Origin of the sequence: Streptomyces sp. G5(2025) (assembly GCF_049542075.1) — a bacterium.
In the GTDB taxonomy this organism is placed as follows: Bacteria; Actinomycetota; Actinomycetes; order Streptomycetales; family Streptomycetaceae; genus Streptomyces.
In genome coordinates this window covers 934,486-954,925 of the sequence record NZ_JBMUZT010000006.1, presented here as the reverse complement: position 1 = coordinate 954,925, position 20,440 = coordinate 934,486, and the positions used below count along the sequence as shown (strand labels likewise).

The 20,440-nt window shown below is 70.0% G+C and carries 16 protein-coding genes; 10 read left to right on the top strand and 6 right to left on the bottom strand.

Features of this window, described 5'->3' with window-relative positions; translation table 11 throughout:
* Nucleotides 1–20: 20 nt before the first annotated feature.
* The 7 genes from ACOBQB_RS15100 (at nt 21) to ACOBQB_RS15070 (ending at nt 10,308) form a co-directional block, all read left to right on the top strand.
* Nucleotides 21–338, top strand: coding sequence for an acyl carrier protein (locus tag ACOBQB_RS15100; protein WP_423592208.1), 318 nt, complete (start codon nt 21–23; stop codon nt 336–338).
* On the top strand, nt 335–4,825 hold the full coding sequence (locus ACOBQB_RS15095; protein WP_423592206.1) for a non-ribosomal peptide synthetase: 4,491 nt from the start codon (nt 335–337) through the stop codon (nt 4,823–4,825). The genes ACOBQB_RS15100 and ACOBQB_RS15095 overlap by 4 nt, the downstream gene beginning before the upstream one ends.
* Nucleotides 4,765–4,941, top strand: a complete 177-nt coding sequence (locus ACOBQB_RS15090; RefSeq protein WP_423592204.1) for a hypothetical protein — start codon at nt 4,765–4,767, stop codon at nt 4,939–4,941. The genes ACOBQB_RS15095 and ACOBQB_RS15090 overlap by 61 nt, the downstream gene beginning before the upstream one ends.
* A gap of 56 nt (nt 4,942–4,997) precedes the next feature.
* On the top strand, nt 4,998–6,005 hold the full coding sequence (locus ACOBQB_RS15085; RefSeq protein WP_423592203.1) for a zinc-binding dehydrogenase: 1,008 nt from the start codon (nt 4,998–5,000) through the stop codon (nt 6,003–6,005).
* 29 nt (nt 6,006–6,034) lie between these two features.
* On the top strand, nt 6,035–7,282 hold the full coding sequence (locus tag ACOBQB_RS15080; protein ID WP_423592201.1) for a polyketide synthase: 1,248 nt from the start codon (nt 6,035–6,037) through the stop codon (nt 7,280–7,282).
* A gap of 72 nt (nt 7,283–7,354) precedes the next feature.
* On the top strand, nt 7,355–7,789 hold the full coding sequence (locus ACOBQB_RS15075) for a nuclear transport factor 2 family protein (RefSeq protein ID WP_423592199.1): 435 nt from the start codon (nt 7,355–7,357) through the stop codon (nt 7,787–7,789).
* A 128-nt stretch (nt 7,790–7,917) separates the two neighbouring features.
* Nucleotides 7,918–10,308, top strand: coding sequence for an amino acid adenylation domain-containing protein (locus tag ACOBQB_RS15070; RefSeq protein ID WP_423592197.1), 2,391 nt, complete (start codon nt 7,918–7,920; stop codon nt 10,306–10,308).
* Between the two features lie 95 nt (nt 10,309–10,403).
* Here ACOBQB_RS15070 and ACOBQB_RS15065 read toward each other — a convergent pair whose 3' ends face one another.
* On the bottom strand, nt 10,404–11,360 hold the full coding sequence (locus tag ACOBQB_RS15065) for a M28 family metallopeptidase (protein ID WP_423592196.1): 957 nt from the start codon (nt 11,358–11,360) through the stop codon (nt 10,404–10,406).
* Nucleotides 11,361–11,603: 243 nt separating this feature from the next.
* On the opposite strand from ACOBQB_RS15065, the gene metK reads away from it, so the two are divergent.
* The gene (gene metK / locus ACOBQB_RS15060; RefSeq protein ID WP_423592195.1) at nt 11,604–12,827 is read left to right on the top strand and encodes a methionine adenosyltransferase; all 1,224 of its coding nucleotides are present in this window, start codon (nt 11,604–11,606) and stop codon (nt 12,825–12,827) included.
* A 72-nt stretch (nt 12,828–12,899) separates the two neighbouring features.
* Here metK and ACOBQB_RS15055 read toward each other — a convergent pair whose 3' ends face one another.
* The 5 genes from ACOBQB_RS15055 to ACOBQB_RS15035 all read right to left on the bottom strand — a co-directional run bounded on the left by ACOBQB_RS15055 (nt 12,900) and on the right by ACOBQB_RS15035 (nt 16,430).
* Nucleotides 12,900–13,673, bottom strand: coding sequence for a 4'-phosphopantetheinyl transferase family protein (locus ACOBQB_RS15055; protein WP_423592194.1), 774 nt, complete (start codon nt 13,671–13,673; stop codon nt 12,900–12,902).
* A gap of 139 nt (nt 13,674–13,812) precedes the next feature.
* Nucleotides 13,813–14,004, bottom strand: a complete 192-nt coding sequence (locus ACOBQB_RS15050) for a DUF3073 domain-containing protein (RefSeq protein ID WP_423592192.1) — start codon at nt 14,002–14,004, stop codon at nt 13,813–13,815.
* Between the two features lie 192 nt (nt 14,005–14,196).
* Nucleotides 14,197–14,409, bottom strand: a complete 213-nt coding sequence (locus ACOBQB_RS15045) for an MbtH family protein (RefSeq protein WP_423592191.1) — start codon at nt 14,407–14,409, stop codon at nt 14,197–14,199.
* Between the two features lie 13 nt (nt 14,410–14,422).
* Entirely contained in the window at nt 14,423–15,475 is a 1,053-nt protein-coding gene (locus ACOBQB_RS15040; protein WP_423592189.1) for an AMP-binding protein, read from the bottom strand.
* A gap of 46 nt (nt 15,476–15,521) precedes the next feature.
* Nucleotides 15,522–16,430: a phytanoyl-CoA dioxygenase family protein gene (locus ACOBQB_RS15035; RefSeq protein WP_423592187.1), complete on the bottom strand. Its 909-nt coding sequence runs from the start codon at nt 16,428–16,430 to the stop codon at nt 15,522–15,524.
* A 255-nt stretch (nt 16,431–16,685) separates the two neighbouring features.
* Here ACOBQB_RS15035 and ACOBQB_RS15030 point away from each other — a divergent pair, with 255 nt between their 5' ends.
* Both ACOBQB_RS15030 and ACOBQB_RS15025 read left to right on the top strand, forming a co-directional pair.
* Complete coding sequence (locus ACOBQB_RS15030; RefSeq protein ID WP_423592185.1) at nt 16,686–19,007, top strand: condensation domain-containing protein; 2,322 nt, start codon at nt 16,686–16,688, stop codon at nt 19,005–19,007.
* Between the two features lie 573 nt (nt 19,008–19,580).
* On the top strand, nt 19,581–20,372 hold the full coding sequence (locus tag ACOBQB_RS15025) for a spermidine synthase (RefSeq protein WP_423598486.1): 792 nt from the start codon (nt 19,581–19,583) through the stop codon (nt 20,370–20,372).
* The last annotated feature ends 68 nt before the right edge of the window (nt 20,373–20,440 follow it).

Below are 20,440 nucleotides of genomic sequence, written 5' to 3'. Positions count from 1 at the left end.
TCATTGCAACGGAGACGATCATGACAGCTAGTGCCCACCAGCTTCTTGAGGACGAGCTGAAGGGGATCCTTGTCGAGGATCTCTTCGTAGACGTGCCGGTCGAGGAGATCGGTGCCGAGGACGGTCTGCAGGATGTACTCGGCCTCGACTCACTCGGGTTCGTCGAGCTGCGCGTGCAGTGCGAGCAGCGCTACGGCGTGAAGATCGGTGACTCCGATTTCACCCCGGTCCACTTCCGCTCGGTCCGGTCCGTCGCCGAGCTCGTGCGCTCCCTCCGCGGTGACGACGGCGGCCTGGTCTCGTCCCCGGCGCAGCAGCAGGAAGGACAGATCCATTGATCGTCGAATCAACGACGCCTGCCCTGCCCGGACATCTTGAGGTCTGGCTCGCCTGTCAGCGCGAACCGGATTCCGACCGCTACAACACCAGCGTCGTCCTGGAGTTCGGCCCCGCCGTCGACGAGGCCGCACTGCGGACGGCCCTGCGGGACGTGCTGCGGGCCCACCCCGCGTTGCGCTCCCAGTTCCTGGTCCAGGGCGGCGAGCTGAGCCGACTGGTCGTCACCGACCCGCCGGTGGCGTTCGTCACGGAACGGATGAGCGGTGCCTACGACCGTGAGCAGGCGCTGCGGTGGGCCTCCGTCGCCGGCCGCGCGCCGTTCGACCTCACCGTGTCGCCGCTGGTCCGGGCCGCGTTGCTCGTCCGTGACGGCGGGGCGCTGCTCGCGGTCACCGTCCACCACATCGTCTTCGACGGCTGGTCCAGCCGGATCTTCGCCGACGACCTCGTCGCGGCCTACCGCGCCGGCACGGTGGGCGGACCCGGCATCCCCGACCGCCTGCCGCCGACGCCGTCGGAGACCGCGGCCGAGCAGCAGGCGGAGGGCGAGGAGTACTGGGCGTCGGTCCTGCGCGACGCCCCCGCGCCGTTGGCTCCCCTCCACGACCTGGTCCCCGACGACGGCCTGCCCGGCCCGTCGGCCTCCGCCGAACTCATGCTGTCCGCCGAGGCGACGGCCGCCGTCCAGGCCCTGGCGCTGCGCGAGCGCAGTTCACCGGCCGTGGTCCTGCTGAGCGCCTGGTCGATCATGCTGCACGCGTGGAGCGACCGCGAGGAGGGCACCTTCGGCATGGTCTTCGCGGGCCGCGAAGAGGGCGCCGAGGAACTGATCGACCTGCGCAGCCGGACCCTTCCGATCCGCGACGAGCTCGACCCCGACCGCTCCTTCGCCGACGTCATGGGCGGACTTCGCGACCAGGTCATCGACTCGCTCATGTACGCGGACATCTCCGCGCAGAGCCTCCAGGAGATCCGCCGCGACCAGGCGGAGGGACCGGCCGCCGAGCGCACGGTCTTCATGCACACCCCGACGTACGAGGACCGCTGGACGGTCGGCGACACGGTGGTGAACCGTCTGGAGCACCCGGACGAGACCACCAAGTACGAGTTCGCGATCAACGTGGTCGAGGGATCCGGCTGGATGCAGCTGCGGATCTACTACGACTCCGCGCGGTACACCGCGCCGACCGCCCAGCTGTTCGCCGAGGAGCTGCGGGAGCTGGTCTCCCGCGCGGCCGCCGAGCCGACCCTCACCTGCGGCGAACTGCTCGCGGCCTGTGACCCGCACCTGGCGGAGCGTACGGAGCACTCCGCCTCGCTGGAGGAGTCCTCCGACCTCGTGCCGGACCTCGTGCTGCGACACGCGGCCGCCCGTCCGGACGCGACAGCCGTCCGGTACGCAGAGCGCACCGTCACCTACGGCGAACTCGTCGGCAGGGCCGGTGCCGTGGCCAACTGGCTGCGGGGACAGGGGGTGCGGACCGGGGACACCGTCGCGTTCCTCGTGGCGCCCAGTGACGAGACGCCGGTGTTCTGGCTCGCCGCCGTGCTGGCCGGCGCCGCCTACCTCCCGCTGGATCCCGCCTACCCCGAGGCGCAGCTCCAGCTCATCGCGGACGACGCGCGGCCGAGCCTGCTCGTCATCGACCCCGACTGCGAGCGCGACGTCGACCTGCCCACCGGCACCGTGATATCCGTGCCGGACCTGTTCGAGCAGGCCGCCGGTGAGCCGACGCTGCCGCCGCAGGTCGACCGCGACGGTGCCTCCACCTTCTGTGTGCTCTACACCTCCGGCACCACCGGCAAGCCCAAGGGCGTCGTCCTGTCGCACCGCGGCCTGGCGCGGCTCATGCAGCAGCCCGACTTCATCCCGCTCGACGAGACGGACGTCGTCGCCCAGCTGTGCCCGCTCAACTTCGACGGCGCCTCGTACGAGATCTGGGGCGCGCTCGCGCACGGCGGCGAACTCGTCGTCCTCGACAAGCACTTGGTGCTCAGCCCTCGTGACATGCGCGATGTCGTACGGACCAGGGGCATCACGACGCTCCTCGTCACGACCCCGCTGCTGAACCGCATCATCGAGGACGCCCCCGACCTCCTGCAGTCGCTGCGGCGCGTGTACTTCGGCGGCGAGCTGATCTCCGTACCGCACATGCGCCGAGCGCTGCACTGGTGCCGGCCGGGTGTGCTGCTGCACAGCTACGGTCCGACGGAGAACTCCTTCACCTCGACCTGGCACCCCATCACCGACGTGGCGCAGAACGCGCGGACGCTGTCCATCGGCAAGCCGGTGCCGGGCACGTTCGTACGCGTCGTCATGGAGGGCACCGCTCGCCCCGCGCCGCGCGGAGTCGCCGGTGAGCTGCTCCTCGGCGGCATCGGGCTCGCCGACGGGTACCTCAACGCACCCGAGCAGACCGATGCGCGCTTCGTGGCCGATCCGCTCGCCCCCAAGGGCTCCGGCGAGGCCGCCAGGCTGTACCGGACCGGTGATCGGGTGCGCTGGACCCCCGACGGGCTGCTGGAGTTCATCGGCCGTCGCGACAACCAGGTGAAGATCCGTAGCCAGAGGGTCGAACTCGGCGAGGTGGAGGCGGTGCTCGACGCGCACCCCGCCCTTGAGTCGGTCTTCGTGACGGCCCAGCGCAATCAGCGGGACGAGAAGGAGATAGTCGCCTACGCGGTCGCCACCAGGCCGACGACTCCCGCCGAGCTCAGGCGGTTCGCCGCGGAGCGGCTGCCCACCTTCGCGGTGCCCCGCCATGTCGTCCTCATGCCCGAGCTGCCGCTGACGCCGACGGGCAAGATCGACCGTCGCAAGCTGCCGGTCGCCACCGACGCATCACCGTCCGAGGTGGCCGAGACGGCTGAGACAGCCGAGGCGGTTTTGGCCGTTGGGACGGCCGAGGCTTCCGCGGCCCCGGTGGCCGCCGCCGAGCCCCTCGTCCCGACTCCCGTGGCACAACCCGTGCGGGCGACGACGGTCGAGTCGGTACGCGTCGCCTGGCGTGCCGTCCTGGAACACGACTCCTTCGGGTTCGACCAGAACTTCTTCGACGCGGGCGGCCACTCGCTACTCCTCGTCAGGCTCCAGGAGCAGCTGCGCATGAGCACCGGCTTCGCCCCGTCGATCATCGACCTGATGCGGAACGTCACCGTTCAGGCGCAGGCCGACCTCGTCGCCGGTGCGGCGGGAGCACCGCGGGAGCCCCGCGCCGCGGCGCCCGCTCCGGCACCCGTCGCCGAGCCCGCCGCCCCGGCGGCGGACGCCGTGCGGGCGGTGAGCACCGCGCGGCCCGAGCCGCTCGCGGCCGCGCCCCAGGCACGGCCTGCCGACGACCGCAGGCACCAGGTCGTCGCGGTCTCGGCCGCCACGGCCGACGCGCTCGCGGCGGCCCGGCGCCGACTCGTCCGTCACCTGGGCGAGTCCACGGACCTGAGGCTCGACGACGTGGCCCGGACCCTCGACGCGGGCCGGATGCCGCTCGGCCACCGGTTCGCCGTGGTCGCGGGCAACCTCGTCGAGGCCGCGCGGGCACTGGGCACCGAAGGGGCGGGCGCCGGAGCTCCCGCCTTCGCCGGGCAGGCGCCCACCGGGCCGGAGCCGGCCGTCGTGTTCGCCTTCGCGGACTGCTCGGAGCCGGCCACCACCGTGTCCACGGGCGCCGCCGCCACCGTATCCACGGGCGCGCTCGCGCACCGGTTGTTCCCGGCCGTACGCGACCGGATCGACCGCGCGGCCTCACTGCTGGGCACCACGCTCCCGGAGCTTCCGGCCGGTGCCGGAGCGCCGTGGGCAGGGCTGCCGTCCAGGACTGTCGCGTGCTTCACATACGCGCTACAGGTCGGCATCGCCGAGCAGTTCGCGCTCTGGGGCGCGCCGCCGGCGGCGGTCTGCGGTGCGGGTTCGGGACGGCTCGCCGCCGCGACGGTCAGCGGTGCGCTGCCGTTCGACGACGGAGTACGCCACATCGCCTCCGGCTCCGCCGAAGACCCCGATCTGCGGCTGCGCCGGCCGGAACTGCCCTGGATCACCGGCCTCGGCAGCGTGCTGCCGGACGGCCCTGAGCCGTCGGCGCGTCACCTGACGGCCGTGGGAGAGACCGCGGAGCTGCTGAAACTGGCTGCCGAGGACCTCGGCAAGGTGGTCGTGGCCGACATCGGCACGGTCCCCGGACCGGTTTCCACGACGGATGCCTGTGCGGACGCCGTGGTCGTTCCCACCCTCGCGCCGGACGTCGACGACGATCAGGCGCTGCTGATGGCCGTGGCCGGTATGTGGTGCCAGGGAGTCGGTATCGAACTGACCCGGCCGGCCGGGGGAGGCGTCTGCATCTGCCCGGTCATCCGCTGTCCTGGGGACCGGACAGCGCCCCGCAGCCGGCGGTGCCGGTCCGCCGGTCGCTCGAAGCGGCCTGGCGGGCGGTGCTGGGCAGCGCACCGAAGGAGGACAGCGACTTCTTCGCCGCGGGCGACGAACCGCTGAGGCTGCTCCGGCTCCGCCAGCGCATCAGCCAGTTCGCCGAAGTCACCCCTTCCGCCGACGAACTGAGCAGGGCCCGTACCTTCGGCCGGATGGCCGACCTGCTCACCGCACCCTGACCGGCGTCATGACGTCGAGTGAATCTCACTGGTCTTGAAGAATGAGGAGAAACCGAATGCCGGATGTACGCGGGGAAGCCGCCATCCTTGTCGAGCCGGGTCGGCTCGAAGTGGAAGAGGTTCCGTTCCGGGACCTGGCCGAGCGGGAGGTGCTCGTACGCAACTCCGTGGCGGCCATCTGCGGCAGCGACGTGCACCGCGTGCGGGCCGAGTCGCCCTTCTTCAAGGACATGCGGGACCACCCGTATCCCTGCCCGCCGGGCTACCCGGGACACGAGGGCCTCGGTGAGGTCATCGAGAGCCGCTCGCCGCTGTTCAGTCCGGGCGACATCGTGCTGACGGTGCCGAACCACGCCTACATGGCCTCGTTCGCCCGCTACCAGACGATCGCCGACCGCTTCCTGCTGCGGGTGCCCAACGGCTCGCCGATGCAGTACCTCATGGCGCAGCAGCTGGGCACCGTGATCCACGCCCTCAAGCGGTTCTGGACGGAGCCCGCGCAGGGCCGGACCGCCGCCGTGGTCGGTGTCGGGTCGGCCGGTCTGCTGTTCGTCCAGATGCTCAGGCAGCTCGGCTTCGATCAGATCATCGCCGTCGACCTTGAGCCCGGACGGCTGGAGCTGGCCCGTGCGCACGGCGCCGCCGCGACGGCCCTCGTACCGGACCAGCAGCCCGACGAGGTCGTCAAGGAGCTGACCGGCGGCAAGGGCGCGGACCTGGTCATCGAGGCCGCAGGCACGGACTCGGCGCGTGCGCACGCGCTGTCGATGGTCGGGCTGCACGGCAAGGTGGGCCTCTACGGCATGCCCGAGGCGTACGACCTCTCCATCCCGTACGTGCAACTGTTCGGCAAGCAGGTGCAGTTGATCACGGCCGTGGGCGGTGCCCAGCTGGAGCCGGGACTCACGTCGTTCCGCAGCGCTCTGCAACTGATCGTGGACGGGTCGATCGCGGTCAAGGACCAGATCACCCACACCTTCGACATCAAGCAGATCGCCGACGCGTTCGAGCTCGCGCACACCCGGCACGAAGGTGTGGTCAAAGTCGGCATCACCTTCGACTGAGCATCGCGACCGGGAGAGAGGGCTGCACCATGTACACAGATTTGCCATCCCATTCCATCGCCATCATCGGAATGGGCGGCAGGTTCGCCAAGGCACCGGACATCTCCAGCTTCTGGAAGAATCTGGTCGACGGCCGGGACTGCTTCCAGCGGGACGAAGTCCCCGCGGTCGAGGACCTGGGCGACGACACCTTGCGGGTCTCCTCTTGGGGAATTGCTCCGAACCGTGACACGTACGACGCCGAGCTCATCGGCATCGAAGGCCTGGACCCGCAGCACGGGATACTCCAGGAATCGATGTGGCAGGCCGTCGAGGACTCCGGGACCAAGGTCTCCGCGATAGGCGACCGTACCGCGGTGTACGCCGGGTGCGCGCGGACCAAGCACGTACCCCGGGCCGCTTTCGGTGACGTGGTCGGCGTCGACCCGACCTTCTCGGGCCCCTACTTCTCCTACCTGCAGGATCTGTGGGGCGAGAGCGTCATGGTCGATTCGGCCTGCGCCACCGCGACGGTGAACGTGCACCTGGCGTGCCAGAGCCTGCGACTGCACGCGTGCGACTACGCCATCGCCGGCGCGGTCGCGATCGTGGAGGAGAACGACGGCACCTACGTCCGTACACCGCGCAGCATCTACTCGACCGAGGGCATCATGCGCCCGTTCGACCGGCGCAACAACGGGGTGGTGCCCGGCGACGGTTCGGGAGCCGTGCTCCTGCGCCGGCTGGAGGACGCGATCAGGGACGGCGACCCGATCTACGCCGTCATCCGCGGCAGCGCGGTGAACAACGACGGCCGTATGAAGCCGGGATTCGTCATTCCCGGGGTCGAGGGCAAGGTCAGGGTGGTGCGGAAGGCCCTCGCGCTGGCCGGTCTGACCGGAGCGGACATCGACTACGTCGAGACGCACGGCGTCGGCATCCCGATGAACGACCAGATCGAGGCGACGGCCCTGATCGAGGCCCTGGGCACCGAAGGGCAGCCGGTGGCCCTCGGATCCGTCAAGGCGTCCGTCGGCCACTGCGACACCGCCGCGGGAATGGCCGCCCTGATCAAAACTTCCTTCGCGATTCGTGAAGGATTCTTGCCGGCCACTCCGAACACGAGTGACCCCATTGAGGAAATCGCCCGCCACGGCGACCGGTTCGGCATCGTGCCCGAAGGCCGTCCTTGGCTGTCGAACGGCCGGCCGCGTACGGCAGGTCTGATGTCGGCCGCCGTCGGGGGAACGAACGCTTTCCTCATTCTCGAAGAGCCCCCGGTACTCGCCGGGCAGTAGAACACTTCCCTGTTCTTCTCTCTTCCGTCTTCCGTACCGAATATTTTCTGAACCCACCCAGGGAGATCCTTCATGTCGTCAAAGATCGACGCCGAACTGTACATCGAGGTCAAGAACTTCTACGCCCGCCAGATGCGCGTGCTGGACGACCTGGACATCGAGCAGTTCATCCTCACGTTCACCGAGAACGGTTCGGTGGCCCACCCCCACCGCAACGAGAAGACGGTGGGCCACGAGAACATGCGCACCAAGATGAACGCCATGCTCCCCGGCTACCAGGGGACCGTCACCCGCCACTGGTTCGACCACTTCCTCCTTGAGGAGCACGAGGGCGACGCGCTGCGGGTCACGTACTACTCGCTGGTGACGCAGTCCAACGACAAGGAGGAGGTCACCTTCTTCTCCTCCTCCAGCGTCGAGGACATCATGGTCCGTGAGGGCGGCGAGCTGCGCATCCGTGACCGGATCATCTACCGCGACAACCCCGCGAAGGGCCGCGTCATCTAACTGACGCCCCGCGTCGGCCCGTCCGCTTGGTGAGGGGCGGGCCGTCGGTGTCCGCCCCCGTCGGGGCCGGAAGATGAATCAATGCTTCGCGAGCCATCGCGGCAACAAACATGTGTGGAGGTTGGCAGATGGCTTCGGCATCTGATCCGTCATCTCAGCCGGTGGAACCGCAGGCGTGTCCGGGCTCACCCGACGCGTCGCCCCGGCTGCCCCCGGCCGCATGGAACGACACCAGCCGTCCCTTCGAGGACCAGATCTCCATGGTCGAGCTGGTGGAGCGCCAGGTGGACAAGGCACCCGACAGCCCCGCCGTCCGGCTGGCGGGCGGCACCTCCCTCAGCTACCGGGAGCTGTGGAACGACGCGGGCCTGCTCGCCGGGTACCTCCACGGCCACGGGGTGGGGCCGGGGAGTTACGTGGGTGTCCTCGTCGAGAACTCCTACGCCTCGGTGGTCGCGGTGCTGGGCACGCTGCGCGCCGGTGCGGCCTACGTGCCGCTGGACGTCCGGTGGCCGACGACCCGGATAGCCAAGCCGGTCAGGCAGTTGGAGATCGGCTGGATCGTGACCAGGGACTGCTGGGCCCGGCAGGCCGAGGAAGCCGCGGGCATCGCCGGTGTCCCGACCCGCCTGATCTGCGCGGACCTGCACGCCGAGATCGTCGAGTCGCTCGACGACGAGGCCATGGGCCTGCTCTGGGACGCGATCGCCGACGACCCGGACCTCGCCCGCGCCTCGGGCTTCAACCACAACCCGGCGGACCAGGTCACGGACACCGAGATCCAGGTGTACACCGAGCACGTCCGCGATCTCGTCCTCGCGGCCCGGCCCGACCCGCGCGTCGTCGAGGTCGGCTGCGGTGCCGGACTCATCGCGAAGGCGCTGAAGGGCCGGGTCGGCGCCTACACCGGCCTGGACATCTCCGAGGTCGCTCTGGAGCGCGCGGAACGCGAACTCGGAGAGGACTGCCGCCTGGTGCACGCCACCGCGGGCCAGCTGGGCCGGGCTGTCGCACCCGCCAGCACCGATGTCGTGCTGCTGGCCAGCGTGGCGCAGTTCTTCCCCGGCTACGAGTACCTGCGGGGCGTCCTCAAGGACGCGCTCGCCGCGGTCTCACCCGGTGGATGCGTCATCGTCGCTGATGTCGTCGAGCCGTCCGACGGCCCGGACACCGGACATCTGGCCCTGCCCTCCTCCTGGTTCGACGGGCTCGGCGAGGCGCTCGGGCTCCCGGTCGAGGTGGAGATCCGCCGACGCTCGGGGGAGCAGTGGAACGCCGCGCTCCGCGACCGGTACGACGTCGTACTGCGGCCGGGCACGGGCGAGCCCACGCCGCCGCGCCCGGTGGTCATCACCTGGCGGGACGTGGCGGACTCACGCGGACTTGCGCTGCCCGACGGGCCGGGCGCCGACGACATCGCGTACGTCATCTTCACCTCGGGGTCCACCGGCACCCCCAAGGGCGTCACCGTGCGGCACCGCAGCGCGGTGAACATCATCCAGTGGGTCAATACCCGCTACGCCGTGGGCGCGCGGGACTGTCTGCTCTGGGTCACCGCGCTGACCTTCGACCTCTCCGTGTACGACATCCTGGGCACCCTCGCCGCGGGCGCCAGCCTGCGCGTCGTCGCTCCGGAGGAGCTCGCGGACCCCGAGCTGCTGATGGAGATCATGCTCAAGGAGCCGATCACCTTCTGGGACTCGGCTCCCGCGGCGCTGAGTCTGGTGATGTCGACCGCCGAGGAGCCCGCCGCCGGGGCCGCCCCGCCGAGTCTGCGGCTCGTCTTCCTCAGCGGCGACTGGGTGCCGTTGACGCTTCCGGACCGGGTCCGCCACCACTTCCCCCTGGCCCAGGTGGTCGCTCTGGGCGGGGCGACCGAGGCGACGATCTGGTCGAACTACTTCGAGGTCGGGGAGGTCTCCCCGGACTGGGCGAGCATTCCCTACGGCCGGCCGATCGACAACGCCCGGTACTACGTCCTGGACGAGGCCCGGGAGGTGTGCCCGATCGGCGTCGAAGGCGACCTGTACATCGCGGGTACGGCGGTGGCCGACGGCTACACGGGCGATGGCGCCCTCACGGCGGCCAAGTTCCTGCCGGACACGGTCGACAAAGAATCCGGCGAGCGCATGTACTTCACCGGCGACCGCGCCAGGTGGATGGAGAGCGGCCACCTCGAATTCCTCGGGCGCCGGGACGACCAGGTCAAGATCCGGGGCTACCGCATCGAGCTGGGCGACATCATGGCCGCACTGCGCCAGGTCGAGGGTGTGGTCGACTGCGCGGTCACCACGGTGCAGGGGGCCACGGGGCCGGAGCTGGTGGCCGCGGGGGCGGTCGGCGCCAACGAAGCGGGCCTGACGAGCGTATCGGTACGCCGTCGGCTCACCGGGCTGCTTCCCAGCTACATGGTCCCGGAGCATGTGCTGCTCATGCCCGCCCTGCCGGTGGGGCCCACCGGAAAGGTGGACCGGCAGGCCCTGGCCGCGGCGGCTCCCCGGTGCGAGAACGGCGCCTGAACCGAGGAGCGGTACGGCTGTCGCACTCGGGCCGGCCGCGGTTGCCCGCGGCCGGCCCCGGGGTGGCCGGGTCACCGAAGGACCCGGCCGGGTTCTCAGGCGCTGAGCTTCGTCACGACGTACGCCATGGCGTCGCTGTTGAGGTCGAGTGCCTTCTTGTTGATGTTCGCCGGGGTGTCGCAGGCGAGGTGGTAGCACTTGTCCATGGCCTCACCGGCGGTGCCGCCCCACTTCTTGGCCTGCTCCGCGGTCTTGACCTCGGCCGAGCCGGTGAAGGTGCCGCCGACCCGAACGCCCTTGGCCCGGAAGGACTCGTGGTCGCTGCGCCCGTCCAGTGCCGTCGCAGGCTCGGTCGAAATGCCCTTGCCCGCGAAGAACTTCTTGAACAGGCCCTCGATCTCGGCGTCCTGGTTGTAGACGAAGTAACCGGGGTTGGGTGACCCGATCATGTCGAAGTTCACATAGGCGCTGATCTCGCCGAGTTCTGCGGGGGTGAGGTTGTTGACGTAGTGCGTCGAGCCGATGAACGTCTCTTCTTCCGTGCCCCAGAAACCGAAACGCATGTGCTTCTTCGGCTTGATCTCGCCCTTGGAAACAGCGAGAGCGGTCTCGATGACCGCGGCGACGGCGCTGCCGTTGTCGTTGATGCCGGCGCTGGTGTCGACCGAGTCGAGGTGCGCTCCGACCATCAACGTCTCGGCGTGGGGCTTGCCGCCCTTCTCCCAGTCGGCGAGGAGGTTATAGCTCTTCTTCCCACCGAATTCAAACTCCTGCACCGAGGTCTTGAACCCGGCCTTGTCCATGATGGCCTTGACGTACGTGAGGGAAGCCGCGTAGCCGGTGCTGCCGTGCGCCCGGTGGCCGCCATTCTTGTCGGCAATCTTCTGTAGCGCGACGAGATGCTTGAACACGGCGTCGACGGAAATGTCCGGCGCCTGCTTGCGGGCCTGGGGCGCGGTTGCGGAAGCCTGGGTTCCGGCGGTGAGAGAGAGGGCGAGGGCGGTGCTGGCGCAGACTGCGAGAGCGCCACGACGCATGGAGCTGGACTTCAAGGAATCCTCCGTTGTGGAACAAGTCCCTGGTACTCAGGGGGCTTGGAACGTTGAAGAGCCTCACATAGGATGTAACGAGCAGTCAACACCATTAAAATGCCAGGACGTTGCGGACCCGGCGCCCGTGCGCCAATTCCCGACATGGTGAACTCCAATTGTCTTGCCGACAGTTGGAGGCGACTGTGTGCCGAATTGAGTGGTCAGGCGTTTCTGCCCTTGTTCCACATTTCCAGGAGTTCTTCCATGCCCAGCCGTCTGTTCACCTCGGAATCCGTGACCGAGGGTCACCCCGACAAGATCGCCGACCAGATCAGCGACACCATTCTCGACGCGCTGCTGCGCGAGGACCCCACCTCCCGGGTCGCCGTGGAGACCCTCATCACGACGGGTCTGGTCCACATCGCCGGAGAGGTGACGACCAAGTCGTACGCGCCGATCGCGAAGCTGGTCCGGGAGAAGATCCTGGAGATCGGCTACGACTCCTCCCAGAAGGGCTTCGACGGCGCGTCCTGCGGCGTTTCGATATCCATCGGCGCGCAGTCCCCGGACATCGCGCAGGGCGTCGACACCGCGTACGAGAAGCGCGTCGCGGGTGCCGCCTCCGGCGCGGAGGAGGACGAGCTGGACAAGCAGGGCGCGGGCGACCAGGGCCTGATGTTCGGCTACGCCTGCGACGAGACCCCCGAGCTCATGCCGTTGCCGATCCACCTCGCGCACCGTCTGGCGCGGCGCCTGTCCGAGGTCCGCAAGGACGGGACCATCCCGTACCTGCGCCCGGACGGCAAGACCCAGGTCACCATCGAGTACGACGGCGACAAGGCCGTCCGGCTCGACACCATCGTGGTCTCGTCCCAGCACGCGGCGGACATCAGCCTGGAGAGGCTGCTCGAACCCGACATCCGCCGGTACGTGGTGGAGCACGTCCTCAACCAGCTCGTCGAGGACGGCATCAAGCTGGAGACCGAGGGCTACCGCCTCCTCGTGAACCCGACCGGCCGCTTCGAGATCGGCGGCCCGATGGGCGACGCCGGCCTCACCGGCCGCAAGATCATCATCGACACGTACGGCGGCATGGCCCGGCACGGCGGCGGCGCCTTCTCGGGCAAGGACCCGTCCAAGGTGGACCGCTCCGCCGCGTACGCGATGCGCTGGGTCGCCAAGAACGTCGTGGCCGCCGGCCTCGCCACCCGCTGCGAGGTCCAGGTGGCGTACGCGATCGGCAAGGCCGAGCCGGTCGGCCTCTTCGTCGAGACCTTCGGCACCCACACCGTCGACCCCGACCGCATCGAACAGGCCATCACCGAGGTCTTCGACCTCCGCCCGGCCGCGATCATCCGCGACCTGGACCTGCTGCGCCCGATCTACTCCCGGACGGCGGCCTACGGCCACTTCGGCCGCGAGCTGCCGGACTTCACCTGGGAGCGCACCGACCGCGCCGACTCCTTGCGCGCTGCCGCGGGTCGCTGACCCTGGAACCGGACAACCGCGCGGGTCCGGGTCGTTCGTGACCCGGACCCGCGCGGCGTCCTGAGCGGTGTCTCACTGTTCCGGCCGGGTGTCCACGGTGCCCACGGCGAGTGCGGGAGGCCCGGGCGGGCGCGGATGCCGGTCGGCGAGCCGTGCCCAGTCGCGGAGGCGGCTGCCGACCCGGTGCTGCTCGACTGCCACCGGTGACGCGTCCGCCACTGCCAGGCAGGCGCAGTAGTCACCGCCCAGAGGGGGACGCAGGTCGATGACCTGCACCCGGCTTGCCGTGTCGGGCCGCTCCGGCCACGCGGCGATCGCCGCGGGCGCGTCGGGCGCGGTCATCTCCAGTCTGCGCAGCGTGGTGAAGATTCCGATGCCCAGCGCTTTCGCGACTGCTTCCTTGCGGGTCCAGTACCGCAGGAACGCCCGCGTCCGGTCGTGGGGCGGGACGCTGTCCAGGGCGGCGATCTCACTGTCGCCCAGCACTGTCGGGGCCAGCCCCGCGACGTCCACCGCGGTGTCGACGGGCTCCACGTCCAGGCCGACGTCGGCGGACCGGCAGAACGCCACACCCACCAGATCGCCGCTGTGCGTCACGGAAAGCCGTATCCCGGACGCTTCTTCTCCCCGCACGCGGACCTTGCCGTGCGGGCCGCCGCAGGTGGGGCAGTGCCGGAGGAGCCCTACCTCCTCGGGCTCCACGGCAAGGAACTCTCCCAGCGCGATACGGCTGATGGCACAGCCCAGCAGGAATCGCCGACGGTCGGCCCGGTCGTGCGTCGCGGCGAGTCTGGCTCGTTCGACGGGATCGAGCAGCCGCTTCAGTGCCTCATGGGCGTCGTCCACCTCGGCCCACCACACGCGCACGGTCCCGCGGGGGAGTGCGTCGGCAGTCAGGACGGATCCCGGAGGTGGGCGTCGGCGACGTCGGTGAGCGTGGACGCGGGCCGGGCGGCAGGGCGTCGGGGGAGGATCGGCCGAACCGTCACTCTTCGCGGTGCGAGTGATCGGCCGACCGGAGGCCCGAGGCCTCCGGGGTGGACTCGAACTCCTCACGCGGAGCCGTCGACTGGTCGGCGAGCTCGCGCTGGAGGGCTTCGAAGTCCGTCACGGACGAGGAGTACTTGAGTTCCCGGGCCACCTTCGCCTGCTTGGCGCGTGCGCGACCACGTCCCATAACCGCATCTCCAGGAATGATAAGAGCGGCACTACCCCGCTCCGTGGCGGCCCGCTCGTGTTTACGTCACAGGCCAGATGCTATCATGCGCATGGCCAGTCTCCTGTGGTCTCCGGCCTCTCCCGGCGGCCGTCCGGTCGGCAGCCCTCGACCGGTAGTGCTCGGCCGGCAGCGCTCGACCGGCAGAGGCCGTCAGCGGGCACTTTCGCGGCGGACCAGCGAACGGGGCCGTAGATCCGTCCAGTTCTGGTTCACGTAACTGAGACAGGCCTCCCGGGTGGCGGGACCGGCCGCCACGCCCCAGCCGTCCGGCGCTTCGATGAACTCGGGCCACAGCGAATGCTGGCCCTCGTCGTTGACGAGCACCAGGTAGGTGCCGTCCTCATCCTCGAACGGATTGGTCATGCGTGCGATCCCTTCAGCTGGACGAGGGGACGAAGACGGGCATCCCGATCGGGGCGGAACTCGGCCAGTCGGCGGGGTCCGGCGGGAGGTCGTGGGTAGTGACCACATGGGCCTCGGTGGGCCCGTAGATGTTCTGAAGCGTGCACTGCGGCATCGCGCGGAACCACTCCGTCAGCGCGGGCGTGATGACCAGTTGCTCACCGCCGGTCATGATCTCGCGCAGGGAAGGGCAGCCCTCTTGGGACCATGAGGCGGCCCCGGCGAGCTGCTGGAGGCCAACCAGGGGGAGGAACAGGCTCGTTACCCGCTGCTGCTCGATGAGGTCGAGCAGTGCGTCGGGATCCCGTCGCACGTCTTCGTCCGGCAGGACGATGGTGCCGCCCGCGGCGAGGGTCGCGAAGATTTCCAGGACGGAGACGTCGAAGGTGAGCGGGGTGTACTGGAGGGCTCGTACGGGGGCGCCCCGATGGTTTGCCGCGGAGGTGGCCACCTGGCGGTCGATCAGCTTGCGTACCGGCTGGTGGGCCATCGCGACGCCCTTGGGGCGGCCGGTCGAGCCCGAGGTGTAGATGACGTAGGCCAGATCGCGGGAGTCGAACGCGGCGTCGGCCTGCCGGTCCTGCCGGTCCTGCGGTGCGGGGCTCTCGGCGAGCAGCTCGGCGACGTCGAACACCTCGGCGGAGAGTTGGCACACCTGGTCAACGGTCGAACCGCCGGCGATCACCGACCGGGCGCCGCCGGTGTCGAGCATGTGCTGCATGCGTTCCGCGGGGGTGCCCGGAGCGAGCGGCAGATAGGCCCCGCCGGACTCAAGGACTCCGAGTACGGCGGTCACCATTTCCGGCGATCGCTCCAGGCACACCCCGACGAGCGTTTCGCGGCCGACACCCGACGTGCGCAACCGGGCCGCGATCCGGCGGGCTCCCGCGTCGAGTTCGCGGTAACTGATCCGGCGGTCGCGGAACAGCACGGCGTCGGCGTCGGGCGTCCGTGCCGCCCACGTACGGACGACGTGGTGCAGGCCCCCGGTGCGGGTGCCCGCAGGCACGGCCGCGAATGACTTCATGACTACCTCGGCGATCGTGTGGCGTGGACGGGCGTGGCCGGCGGCGTCAGACGCTGACCGTGCCCTCCTGGAGACGCTGCATCATGCGGTGGGTGATCTCCAGCGGGGTGCCGCCGCTGCTGTCCGTGACGAACCGGCCGCGCTCGTTGATCTCGGCGACCTTGGCGTTCCACTCCTCGTGACCGCGGAACGGGATCGTCTCCTCGGGCGAGTACTCCGGGTAGGAGCGGTACTGGTTCCCCGCGCCGACCGGCTCGCCGCGCACGAGGATCGGGTCGAGGTACAGGCCCTTGTTGGAGATCGTGGTCGTCGTGGACATGAAGCCCATGTCCAGGCCGCAGCGCCGCTTCGGCGAGGTGTTGGGCTCCGAGCAGTGCAGGATGTTCGGGTGGTGGATCGACACGTCGCCCGGCTCCAGCTCGATGTCGACGACGCCGGCCCGCGCCACCCACTCCTCGATGAGGTCCTCGCGGGTCTGCGAGTGCAGCATGTTGGGCGTGTCCGTACGCAGCGTCGGCTTGTGGATCGGGATCCGGTGGCTGCCGGGAATGATCCGGAGGCAGCCGTTCTCGCGCTTGGACTCGTCGATCGCGGCCCAGACGGTCAGCGCCTCCATCGGCTGGAGCTTCCAGTACGCGCCGTCCTGGTGCCAGAGCACGGGCCTGCCGTCGAGCGCCGGCTTGCACACGTAATGCGCGGTGAAGCAGGCCACGTTGGGGCCGAGGAAGAGCTCGGCGATGTCCACGATCCGCTCGTCGGTGACCATGCGTACCCAGAACGCGTCGTTGCGCATCAGCGGGTGGTGGTAGTCCTCCGGGCGAAGGTCCGGGTACTTCCGGCCCAGCCACTCCACATGCTCGTGCGCTTCCTGGATGAGGTCGGCGTCCAGAACATTGCGAAGAATGGCAAATCCATTCTTCTCGTATTCGCTTACCACGGCATCGCGATTCAACATGCGTTCCCCCTAAAGATACTTGCCTGGACATATGCAGGTACGACGGTATCTATGCGCACGGCAAAAGTGAGAAAGGGCGTGGGAGGGGTCCATGAACGAAGTCGCCACCCTCCCCCGTTCGGGTGCGCTTAATGATCAAGTGCGATCACCATAGATGAGCGACGTGAACAGTGTCCACTCTCGGCCGGATGTGACGTGCGCCACATAAATTATCTTCATTCCGGGTCAAATGGTGCATCGAGAAAGGGGTTGATCATGGAACCCTTTTCTGGAATCTTGGTGACCCAAGCGGTCGCAAGAAGCCGTGCGGCATATGCGTGGTTCACAGGGGGTCCGGTGCAGGACGCAGTAATTCCGCTTTCTATTGCGCAACAGCGCATATGGGTTTTGGAGCAGCTGATACCGGGCCGGTCCGGTCGGCACGTCCGGGCAGTACTGCGCTGCCGCGGCGACCTCGTGCCCGATGTGCTCGCGCGGGCCCTGGCCTCGGTGGTGGCACGGCACGAGGCGCTGCGCACGAGATGGGTCACGGTCGACGGCAGGCCCGGGCAGGTGGTGCGCGGCCCGGACACGCGGGCCGTCGAACGGGTCCAACCGGCTCAACAGGCCCAACCGGTTCAACAGACTCGACCGGCCGCCCGACAGATTCGACAGGTCGACCTGTCGGCCTGTGACGATCCGTCGGGCGAGGCGGAGCGGTTGACCGCCGCCGCGGCGGCCGAGCCGTTCGACCTCGCCCATGGACCGGGGCTGCGCCTCCTGCTGCTCCGGCTCGGACCGGGGGACACCACACTGTGCCTGGTGGCGCACCGGCTCGTGGCGGACGAGGCGTCGGTCGGGATCCTGCTGCGCGAACTCGACGCCGCTTACAACGCGTTCGCGTCCGGCGCCTCGGAGCCGACGCCGATACCGGCCGTCCAGTCTCCCGAGCCCGTCGCCCAACAGCTCCCTCTGGAGGGTGAGGGCGGTCGAGCGCAGACCGACTACTGGCGGGCACGGCTGGCCGGGCTGTCGCCGGAACTCGAACTGCCCGGCGGCCGGGCCAGGCCCGCGCTGCCCTCGGCCGCCGACGCCCCGGTCGACTTCACCGTTCCGGCCGATCTCACCCGCGGACTGCGGCAGCTCGCCGCGGAGCGCGGCAGCACCGTGTTCACCGTGCTGCTGGCCGCCTTTCAGCTGGTCCTGTCGCGGTATACGGGCGCGTCCGACATCCCGGTGGGCGTACCCGGCACGCTCCGTACGGCTCCCGGGCAGGTCGGCTGCTACGTCAACCCCCTCGTCGTACGGACCGACTGCGGGGGCGACCCGGCCTTCGTGGACCTGCTCGGCCGGACCCACGAGGCCGTTACCGGCGCGTACGCGCACCAGGGCGTGCCGTACGGGCGCCTTGCCGCGGAACTGGCCGGTGCCCGTGCCGGCGACCTGAGCCGTGACCCGTTGGCCCCGGCGTGGTTCCAGCTGGCCGAGCCCGTGCCGGACCTGCGCGCCTTCGGCGGCCGGCCGGCCGACCTGGTCGTCGGGCCGGTCGGGCCGAGCCCGGTCAACGCCGACCTGGAGTGCGTGCTCGTCGACCACGGCGCGGAGCTGTCCGGTCGTCTGGTCTTCCGCTCCGACTTGTGGGACGCCGGGACGATGGACCGGTGGGCGGACTCGTACCTGCGGGTGCTCCGGCAGGCGGTGGCCGGGCCCGGGCAGCGGGTCAGCGGGATCGAGGTGCTCGCCGAGGACGAACGGGACGTGGTCTTCGACCGCTGGCAGGGCGGCAACCGCATCTACGTACTGGACAGTGCGCTGCGGCTGGCCCCGGTGGGTGTCGCGGGTGAACTGTACGTCGGCGGCGGGCAGTTGGCGCGCGGGTACGCCGGACGGCCCGACCTCACGTCCGAGCGGTTCGTCGCGGATCCCTATGGCGATGCCGGTGCGCGGATGTACCGGACCGGCGATGTCGCACGGTGGAACAGGAAGGGGCAACTGGAGTTCGTCGGCCGGGTGGACGACCAGGCGAAGATCCGGGGCATCCGGGTGGAGCCGTCCGAGGCCGGGGCGGTGCTGGCGGAACATCCGGGGGTGCGCGAGGTCGTGGTGCTCGCCCGTGAGGACGCGTCAGGTGACAAGTACCTCGCCGCGTATGTCGTACTGGTGGCGAACGGCCCGGAGGTGTCCGCGCAGGTGCTGCGGGAGTTCATCAGTGAGCGGGTGCCGGAGTACCTCGTACCGTCGGCGTTCGTCGTGCTCGACGAGTTCCCCCTGACGGCCAACGGCAAGGTCGACCGCCGCGCCCTGCCCGAGCCGCACGCGGAGCCCGGCGGCGGACCGGCCGCGGAGCCGGCCGACGAACGGGAGAAGGCGCTGGCCGAGCTGTTCGCCGAGGTGCTGGGGGAACAGGCGGTACCGGTCGACGCGGACTTCTTCGCGCTGGGCGGTGACTCGCTGCTGGCCGCCACGGTGATGGCGCGGGCGAGCGGGCGGCTCGGGGTGGACCTGCCACTGCGCGCGCTCTTCGAGCACCCGACCGTCGCCGCGCTGGCCGCCTTCGCGGCCCGGCAGGAGCTGTCCCCGACGGTGAGCGTCGGCTGACCGGAGCGGGCGGGGGTTGAACCGGTCGGTCCTGGAACGTCGGAGGAACGGTCACGGGGCTGGAGGACAACGCGCGATCCGAATGGTCCGAGCCGAATGGGACTCGATAAGGCGGTTCACTTCGCGTTCGGCGGCGCGTTCCGGGGATTTCCGCGGCGGTTAACCCCAGCACGGGAAAGAGGCCGTCTCGGTGCTCGGCCAGGAAAGCGGATAATTGCCTGCCGGGGGCGACGGCTCCCGGCAGATTCCTGACAGATTCTTCAGCAGGCTTCACAGGGTCTCGTCCCGATCGGTTCCCGGATAGCCACCCGACTCGTTTTCCCGAACGCCCTCACTAATGACCGTCGGCTTCACTTGACCGACTGGCCGATGCGGGAGGGGGAACGCGAAGTCCGCGGAGGGGAGTCCCAGGGGAGTCGCACCCCTGGGACGGGCGGGACGGCAGGGCGGGCATGGTGGGCGGGCACAATGGAGCCCGTGAACGCGCACGAGTTCGAGAGCGACGCGGGGGCCGGGCCCCCGGACGAGGCGATTCCGGTGACCCGCGACGTCGATCACGGCACCGCCAAGCTGATGCCCGACATCGACCGGGCACGGGCCTGGCTGCTCACCGTCGACGGGGCGCCGCAGTCGTACGTGGACCTGGACGAGCCCACGCACCTGGAGTTCGAGTACGCCCGTCGGCTCGCCCACGTCCTGGACACCGCGGCCGCGCCGGGCCGGCCGCTCGACGTCACCCACCTCGGCGGCGGCGCCCTCACTCTGCCCCGCTATGTCGCCGCCACCCGTCCCGGTTCCCGGCAGGACGTCGTCGAGGCCGACCGGGGGCTGCTGCGACTCGTCGCCGAACAGCTGCCGTGGGAGCGGGAGTCGGGGATCACCGTGCACGGTGCGGATGCCAGGCAGTGGCTCGAAGCGGCGCCCGACGACAGCGCCGACCTCCTCGTCGCCGACGTCTTCGGCGGCTCGCGCGTGCCCGCCCACCTCACCACCGTCGCCTACGCCAGGACCACCGACCGCGTGCTGCGCCCGGGCGGCCTGTACGCGGCGAACCTCGCCGACGGCGCGCCCTTCGCCTTCCTCCGCTCCCAACTGGCCACCTTCGCCGTGGTCTTCGAGGAACTCGCGCTGATCGCAGAGCCGTCCGTGCTGCGCGGCCGCCGCTTCGGGAACGCGGTGCTCATCGCCTCGCACGCCCCCCTCGACATCGCCGCCCTGGCCCGGCGCGCGGCGTCCGACGCCTTCCCGGCCCGCGTCGAGCACGGCGCGGCGCTGCGGCGCCTTGTCGGGGAGGCGGGGGCCGTGCGTGACGCGGAGGCCGTGCCTTCACCGGAGCCGCCGGAGGGTGCCTTCGGCATCGGCTGAGGTGGGGGTGTCGGCTCGGGTGGCGTGTGTGAGTGGAGGGGGCGGGGTGGGGGCGTTGCGGCGGTTCG